The organism is Chryseobacterium sp. SIMBA_028, assembly GCF_046535285.1.
GTDB lineage: Bacteria > Bacteroidota > Bacteroidia > Flavobacteriales > Weeksellaceae > Chryseobacterium.
In genome coordinates this window covers 283,102-290,963 of sequence record NZ_JAWRWZ010000006.1, presented here as the reverse complement: position 1 = coordinate 290,963, position 7,862 = coordinate 283,102, and the positions used below count along the sequence as shown (strand labels likewise).

The 7,862-nt window shown below is 35.8% G+C and carries 6 protein-coding genes; 4 read left to right on the top strand and 2 right to left on the bottom strand.

The features are described from left to right. Window positions 1-436: 436 nt before the first annotated feature. The gene (locus SCA31_RS10350; RefSeq protein WP_410696916.1) at window positions 437-811 is read left to right on the top strand and encodes a hypothetical protein; all 375 of its coding nucleotides are present in this window, start codon (window positions 437-439) and stop codon (window positions 809-811) included. 29 nt (window positions 812-840) lie between these two features. Here the strand turns inward: SCA31_RS10350 and SCA31_RS10345 are convergent, their stop codons facing one another. Further along, a complete protein-coding gene (locus tag SCA31_RS10345; protein ID WP_410696915.1) occupies window positions 841-1,269 on the bottom strand; it encodes a hypothetical protein in 429 nt (142 codons plus the stop codon). Window positions 1,270-1,824: 555 nt separating this feature from the next. Then, window positions 1,825-4,104, bottom strand: coding sequence for a catalase/peroxidase HPI (gene katG / locus SCA31_RS10340; protein WP_410696914.1), 2,280 nt, complete (start codon window positions 4,102-4,104; stop codon window positions 1,825-1,827). Window positions 4,105-4,537: 433 nt separating this feature from the next. On the opposite strand from katG, the gene SCA31_RS10335 reads away from it, so the two are divergent. From SCA31_RS10335 to SCA31_RS10325, 3 genes are all read left to right on the top strand, one after another. Next, a complete protein-coding gene (locus SCA31_RS10335) occupies window positions 4,538-5,005 on the top strand; it encodes a heme-binding domain-containing protein (protein WP_410696913.1) in 468 nt (155 codons plus the stop codon). Between the two features lie 4 nt (window positions 5,006-5,009). Then, window positions 5,010-5,420: a thiol-disulfide oxidoreductase DCC family protein gene (locus SCA31_RS10330; protein ID WP_410696912.1), complete on the top strand. Its 411-nt coding sequence runs from the start codon at window positions 5,010-5,012 to the stop codon at window positions 5,418-5,420. 405 nt (window positions 5,421-5,825) lie between these two features. Then, window positions 5,826-7,838 (top strand): glycosyl hydrolase family 95 catalytic domain-containing protein, encoded by a 2,013-nt coding sequence (locus SCA31_RS10325; RefSeq protein ID WP_410696911.1) that lies wholly within the window; start codon window positions 5,826-5,828, stop codon window positions 7,836-7,838. Window positions 7,839-7,862: the final 24 nt, after the last annotated feature.

Here is a 7,862-nt window from a genome sequence, read left to right as displayed (position 1 = left end):
AATTTAAAAATTAATCTCTTATGAAACACTCCTTAAGTGAAAGCCTAAATCAGTACACTTTTTGCTGACGATTTACAGGATAGTAATAAAGAAACAAATTTTTTCTTTTCCCTTAACGGGAATTTAGGATTAAGTGCAGGTGCTGGATTTGAAAGAGGTTTAATTACACCTACTGATCCTGGGCATAAATTTGTCAATAGTGATTTTGCAGGAGAAGGTCGTGCAATTTCTGGTGGAGCGGGACCTTTGTCATCAACTGTTGGTGGAACTTTAAATCGTTCATACGAGGGATATAAAAATTATCATCAATTTAATTCCTCATATTTTGGCAGAAATTCTGAAAAAATAACAAATGGGTACAGTACTATCAGTACAAGTGCTGGTCACGGTGTTGGAGTTTCACCTATAATGTGGACAGGATCTAAAACTTGAGTACGTGGAAAATAATTTTAACATAGAATTAAGTAAATCAAATAAAAGAATTATTATAATATTTATTCTTTCATTTATATGTATTTTACTATTTACAAGAGTTTATTTAAGTATAAACTCAAACAAATTAGTAAAAGAAGAAATATTATCTATAGAAAGAAATGCTAAGGTAATTGACATTTACAATAATAAAAAAGAGCATAATTTTCCCTATGTTAAATATTCTAATGGAACTCAAAAAATTTTAGAGTTTTCATATCAAATAGGTGATTCTGTTTCAAAAAAGAAAGGCGATTCTATTGAATATATTTTTAGAAAAGACAGTGTTATAAAAAGCAATTTATTAGAAAAAGCCAGACGTAATGGTATTTTAAAGTAAAAAAACAGCTGCTTGAAGCAGCTGTTTTTTTATTTAGTGAAATGAACATCATACCCTACAATTTTAATAGAATCATTATTTTTTTCCAGAGTAAATTTTTCTTGTGTATTCTGTATATTCCTTTCTATTCTATATGATAATACGTACTGAGACTTTGGATTTGTTCCAACAGAAACAAACGTTTCCCATATTGTTAATTGAGTATCTGAAATTTGAGCACCACATTCTGCATTAATATCATCAATCATCTGATTTAGTTGTCTTTTATTAGTTGTCTTAAAAAATTTATTACCAATTAGTTTAAAAGCTTCTTCTCTATTATTTTTTTTAATAAAATCATAAAATTTTTCAGTAATCTTTTCAGCATCTTTTTTATCTTCCTCCCTGTTATGATACGTTTCATTAAAATTACAAGCAATAAAAAGAAACGACACTAATATTAAAATATATTTTTTCATGATCTAATTTTTATTTAAAAATCTATAATCACAAAACTATTAAATAATTTAACATTTCCATACCCTTCTCTTTCAATTCTCAATATTTTCATAAGTTTACCCCATAATACACAAACCAGTGTTGATAGAAGATGATTTTAATATAAAGGTTGACAAATCCAATAGAAAAACGATTACCCTATTTATCGTTTTTTTTGGATGTATTTTACTATTCACCATTATCTATTCAATTATAAACTAAAATTCTGATAAAAAACGAAACTTATTAAACATAGATAGACATACCAGAGTTGTTGAAATTTATTTGAACAAAAATCAACACAATCTTGGTTATGTTAGATTTTCTAATGGAATTAATGAATTTTTGGAATATCCATATAAAGTAAATGATTCTATATCAAAGAAAAGAGGAGATTCTATAGAATATATTTTCAGGAATGATAGTATAATCATAAATAACTATTTAGAAGAAGCGAGGAAAAATGGTAGTTTAAAATAAAAAAACAAGAGGCTGCAATAACTGCAGCCTCTTTATATTGTTTTAAATCATTATCATTAAGCCAGATCAAATCTATCCAGATTCATCACCTTTGTCCAAGCTACAACAAAATCATTGATAAATTTACCTTGAGCATCAGCACTTCCATAAACTTCTGCAATCGCTCTCAATTCTGAGTTTGATCCGAAAACAAGATCAGCTCTTGTGGCAGTCCATTTCGGTTGGCCCGTTGAACGGTCTGTTCCCATATATACTTCATTGTCTCCTGACATGGCTTTCCATTGCGTTCCCATATCCAGAAGATTTACAAAGAAATCATTGGTAAGAACTCCCGGGCGGTTGGTAAATACTCCATTCTTAGAACCATCGAAATTGGTATCCAGAGCACGCATTCCGCCAATCAATACCGTTAATTCAGGAGAAGTAAGTGTTAATAGCTGAGCTTTATCAATTAACAAAGACTCTGTAGAAACCGTGAATTTTCTTTTCAGATAATTTCGGAATCCGTCAGCGGCTGGTTCCAGATATCCTATAGATTCTACATCGGTCTGCTCTTGGGAAGCATCCATTCTTCCCGGTGAGAAAGAAACCTTAACTTCATGTCCTGCATTTTTTGCAGCAGCTTCCACCGCAGCATTACCTGCTAAAACAATGATGTCAGCCAGTGATATTCTCTTGCCTCCACTTTGAGAATCGTTGAATTCTTTTTGAATTCCCTCCAATGTACCCAATACTTTCTGCAATTGTGCAGGATTATTCACTTCCCAATTTCTTTGAGGCTCCAGTCTTATTCTGGCACCGTTCGCTCCACCACGTTTGTCGCTTCCTCTAAACGTAGAAGCAGACGCCCATGCTGTTGAAACCAATTCAGAGATGCTTAATCCCGAAGCTAGAATTTTAAAGGTTAGAGATTGAACATCCGCATCATTGACCAATTCATGATCGACCTGAGGAATAGGATCCTGCCAGATCAATTCTTCCTGAGGCACATCCGGTCCCAGATAACGGGCACGAGGTCCCATATCCCTGTGGGTAAGCTTGAACCATGCTCTTGCAAACGCATCCGCAAAGGCATCAGGGTTTTCATAAAAATGTCTTGAAATTTTTTCGTAAACAGGATCCAGTCTTAAAGAAAGATCCGTTGTAAGCATGGTCGGTTTATGCTTTTTAGAAGAATCAAATGCATCAGGAATGATTTCAGCTCCATCTTTTGCGACCCATTGGTGTGCGCCCGCAGGACTTTTCGTTAATTCCCATTCGTTTTCAAACAGGTTTTTAAAGAAATAGTTACTCCATTCGGTAGGGGTTTCAGTCCATGTTACTTCCAATCCGCTGGAAATAGCATCTCTTCCACTTCCGGACTTGTAGCTGCTTGCCCATCCTAATCCTTGTAATTCAATACCCGCCCCTTCAGGTTCTTTACCAACATGATCTGCTGGGCCAGCACCGTGGGTTTTTCCAAAGGTATGTCCACCGGCAATCAAGGCTACTGTTTCTTCATCATCCATCGCCATACGTCCGAAAGTGTCTCGGATATCTTTAGCGGCAGCAATCGGGTCAGGATTTCCGTCCGGACCTTCAGGGTTTACATAGATTAATCCCATTTGTACAGCGGCCAAAGGATTTTCAAGATTTCTGGAGTGAATATCTCCATCTGCTTTATCATCGGTAGGAAGAACAGCACCTTTCTCTACTACTCCTTCAGAGCCATGAGCATAACGAATATCTCCTCCCAGCCATGTTTTTTCTGATCCCCAATATACATCTGCATCTGGTTCCCATACATCCTCACGTCCTCCGGCAAATCCAAAGGTTTTGAATCCCATAGATTCAAGGGCTATATTTCCTGTAAGAATTAAAAGGTCTGCCCATGATATATTTCTTCCGTATTTCTGCTTAATAGGCCATAACAATCTTCTTGCCTTATCCAGGCTAACATTATCCGGCCAGCTGTTCAAAGGGGCAAAACGCTGCTGTCCCGCTCCTGCTCCACCTCTACCGTCACCTACACGATAAGTTCCGGCACTGTGCCAGGCCATACGGATAAACAAAGGTCCATAATGACCAAAATCTGCCGGCCACCAATCCTGTGAATCCGTCATTAATGCATGAAGATCTTTTTTTACAGCTTCAAGATCAAGGTTCTTAAACGCTTCAGCATAGTCAAAGTCTTTATCCATAGGATTGGATAGTGATGAATGCTGACGCAGAAGATCTACTCTCAGCTGGTCAGGCCACCAATCCTGATTTTGAGTACCTCCGCCTGCTACATTATTTTTCTTCATGGTTCCGTTGTGAAACGGGCATTTACTGATGTCATTCAAATCGTTTTCCATTGTCGTTTATTTATTTTTTTTATATTGATTAATACAGTTTAAGTAACTTTCTCTGTTGTAAGAACATGGCAAACTTACAACGTCTTTTCAATAAATACAATCTATTAATAGTTATTTCAACGATAGTTAAAAACTATAGAGAAATATTTCCGACAGCATCCGAACCCAAGACACAATTGTGGTATTAAGTTAGTAAAATTTTAAATTCATCTTAGTAAAAAAAAACAGTACTCTACCCTATTTAGAATAACTCAATATAATAATCAATAGAAAAAGGAAGACATCTATTGGAAGAAAGTTATTTATGCTGTAAGAATTAAAAACCAACACATAAAACTGTGTAACAAACTCTTATACCATTAATATCAATTTAAATTCAGACTAAAAATTATTTAGCTATCTTTATAATTCACAAACATGAATACCATTCCCCATGAAAAAAATACTCGTTGTTATCCTCGTCGCATTTATTATCATTCAGTTTTTTCCTATTGATAAAACCAATCCGCGCCCTACACCCGGCATGGACTTTTTAAAAATAAAAAATACGCCTGAAAAAGTCGCTAAGATCATCAGAACTTCATGCTATGACTGCCATTCCAATGAAACGATTTATCCTTGGTATTCTAGTATTTCCCCTGTTTCGTGGGTTGTAAAAAATCATATTGAGGAAGGTCGAAAGCATCTTAATTTTTCTACCTTTGCAGTATATGAACCTCAAAGACAGCTTCGCAAACTGAAAGAAAGCATGGAAATGGTTGAGAAAAAAGAAATGCCGCTTGAATCTTATTATATAGGACATCAAAATGCCAAGTTAACAGATGCTCAGCGGGCAGATCTCATAAAATACTTCAAACAGATAAAGGAAGACACAGAAAGAGGAATCATGTTTAATAAATAAGATCGTGGAAAACTGGGAACACAAACATATTGTATTTTTTGACGGCGACTGTGGGGTTTGTAACTTCTGGGTCCAATGGATTTTGGAAAGAGATAAAAAAGACAAATTTATGTTTGCCTCGCTACAGTCTGACTTCGGACAGGAATTTCTATCTGAAAGAGGCTTGGAAACTACAGAGTTCAACACCATGTATCTTTGGAAACCCAAACAATACTATCTGATCAAATCAAGAGCGGTACTTCAAATTGCCAGCTTATTGGGCGGAATTTACAAGCTTTCAGCCATTGGCAAAGTAATGCCAGTATTTCTGAGTGATAAAGTATATGATATGATATCGAGAAACAGAATGAAACTGGCTAATCAAAAATGTTACTTACCGGATCAGCATCAAAAGAAAAAATTCATTCAGATCTAAATCTATCTTTGGGCTTCTCCGGCAAGCCAGCCTTCACTTTTGGTAAAAAATACCGCTTAGTCAAAAAGTAATAGTTCTCCGAATACCATTACTCAATTCTATTTTATTTGTAAAATTATTTTTCATTTCAAACTTCATATCGACTGCTTGTCCGTCATCAGGTACTATTATTAGGAAATAATTCAACCCTCCCTTATCCTTAAATCTATTTTTAATGATGCCCTCTGTCAAATTTATATTTCTATAGAAATAAGATACTGACAAATACATTACATGCAAAGAATAGTATATATGTAAAATATAATCCATAAAATACAAATAAATAAACAGTAACCATTTATTTTAATACTTCCTTAATTCTTTAGCACGTTAGAACATATATTTGATGTTAAAGTTTTAACACAAATGAGTCTTATTAAAAAATTATCCCTCCCATTTCTAATGGGTACTATTTTATATTCCGGACAAGTAAAAAAATCTGATGAATGGAATCTTTTTGCCACTTCAAGAGAAAATTATAATGGGGTAGCCATGGCCAACGGACAGCTGGGTATCGTAACTGATGACACCCCATTAGTAACAAAGGAAATTATCCTGAACGGAGTCTATGAATCTTCTCCCGAAAACGGGATCAGCCGGATTGTAAAAGGTATAGAATTCTTAAATCTTAGGCTTAAAATCAACAGTCAGGAGGTCACCGGAAATAATATTTCTGGCTGGAATCAGACCATTTCCATGAGAGAAGGTATTTCCACTACTTCATTTTCATTTAAGGATCTTGCAACTATCCACTACAGCCTTTTGGCAAACAGAGCCAATCCTTATTCAGCAATGGCAGTTGTTGAGATTATTCCCCAAAAGGACATTGAAGTATCCGTATTCAATTATATGAGCATTCCTGATGAACTTAAGGATGTCAAAAAAAATTACAGGATATTGAAAGACAACGAATATCTAATGCCCGTTTTCGGTACCGTAACCAAAACCCTGAATGGAAAATACAGAGTGGCAGCTTCCACTACATTCTTATTTGACAGCTCTAAAGAAGATCTGAAATACATCAATGAGGAACTCGGTTTTATGACGAAGCTCAAAAAAGGCAAGAAATACAGGTTTGCTGTTGCCGGCGGAATATGTACTTCAAAAGACGTGACTGATCCCGTAAACGAATCCGAAAGACAGCCGATATTTGCTTTGCAGGAAGGAATAGATTCTATGCTTGACAGGCATAAAAAAGCATGGGCAGCCCTATGGGATTCCGGAGACATTGAAATAGAAGGCGACCTTGATGCACAGCAAAGAATAAGATTTGCACTCTATAATTTATACTCTTCTATAAGATCAGGTTCAAGATTGAGCATTCCGCCAATGGGTCTATCTTCACAGGGATATAACGGCCATATTTTCTGGGATACCGAATTATGGATGTACCCTGTCCTGCTTGCTATGCAGCCTGAAATGGCAAAATCATGTTTGGACTACAGAACCGACAGACTTGAAAAAGCGAAACAAAAAGCATATATCTACGGCTACAAAGGGGCAATGTACCCGTGGGAATCCGATGATACCGGAGAAGAAGCCACACCGACCTGGGCACTGACCGGTATCTTTGAACAACATATCACTTCTGATATCCCTATTGCTTTCTGGAACTATTATACAGTGACACAGAACAAAAACTGGCTGAAAGAAAACTATAATGTGATGAAGGAAACAGCAGATTTCTGGGTAAGCAGGGTTACTAAAAATAACAATGGCTCTTTCTCTATTAAAAATGTAGTAGGTGCAGATGAATATGCACAACATATTGATGATAATGCTTTTACTAATGGTTCTGCAATAGAAACCTTAAAAAACACAATAAAAGCAGGACATATTCTAGGTGAAAAAGTAAATCCTGCATGGCAGGAAGTTGCTGAAAAATTACTGATCCATACAGAAAACGGGATTACTCAAAACTATAAAGGTTACAAAGGCCAGCCGATAAAACAAGCTGATGTTAATCTGCTGGCCTATCCCATGCATATTATCACAGATAAAAAACAGATAAAAAACGATCTGGAATATTATGCCGAGAAGATGGACAAAAATGACGGACCTGCCATGGGCCCGGGAATATTATCTGTTCTGTATGCCCGAATGAATGAACCCGAAAAAGCCTATGATTATTTCCTAAAATCCTATATCCCGAACTCACGGCCGCCTTTTGGTGTTTTCTCCGAATCTGCCAAAAGTAACAACCCTTATTTTGTAACCGGAGCAGGAGCCATGCTTCAGGCCGTCATCTATGGTTTTGGAGGGGTGGAAATTACAGATCAGGGAATAAAATATAATAAAGGTGTTCTGCCTAAAAAATGGAAATCTTTAAAAATAAAAGGAATTGGAACCGATGAAAAAACAATAGAGATAAGAAACTAAAATAAATCTGAAATTTAAAATACA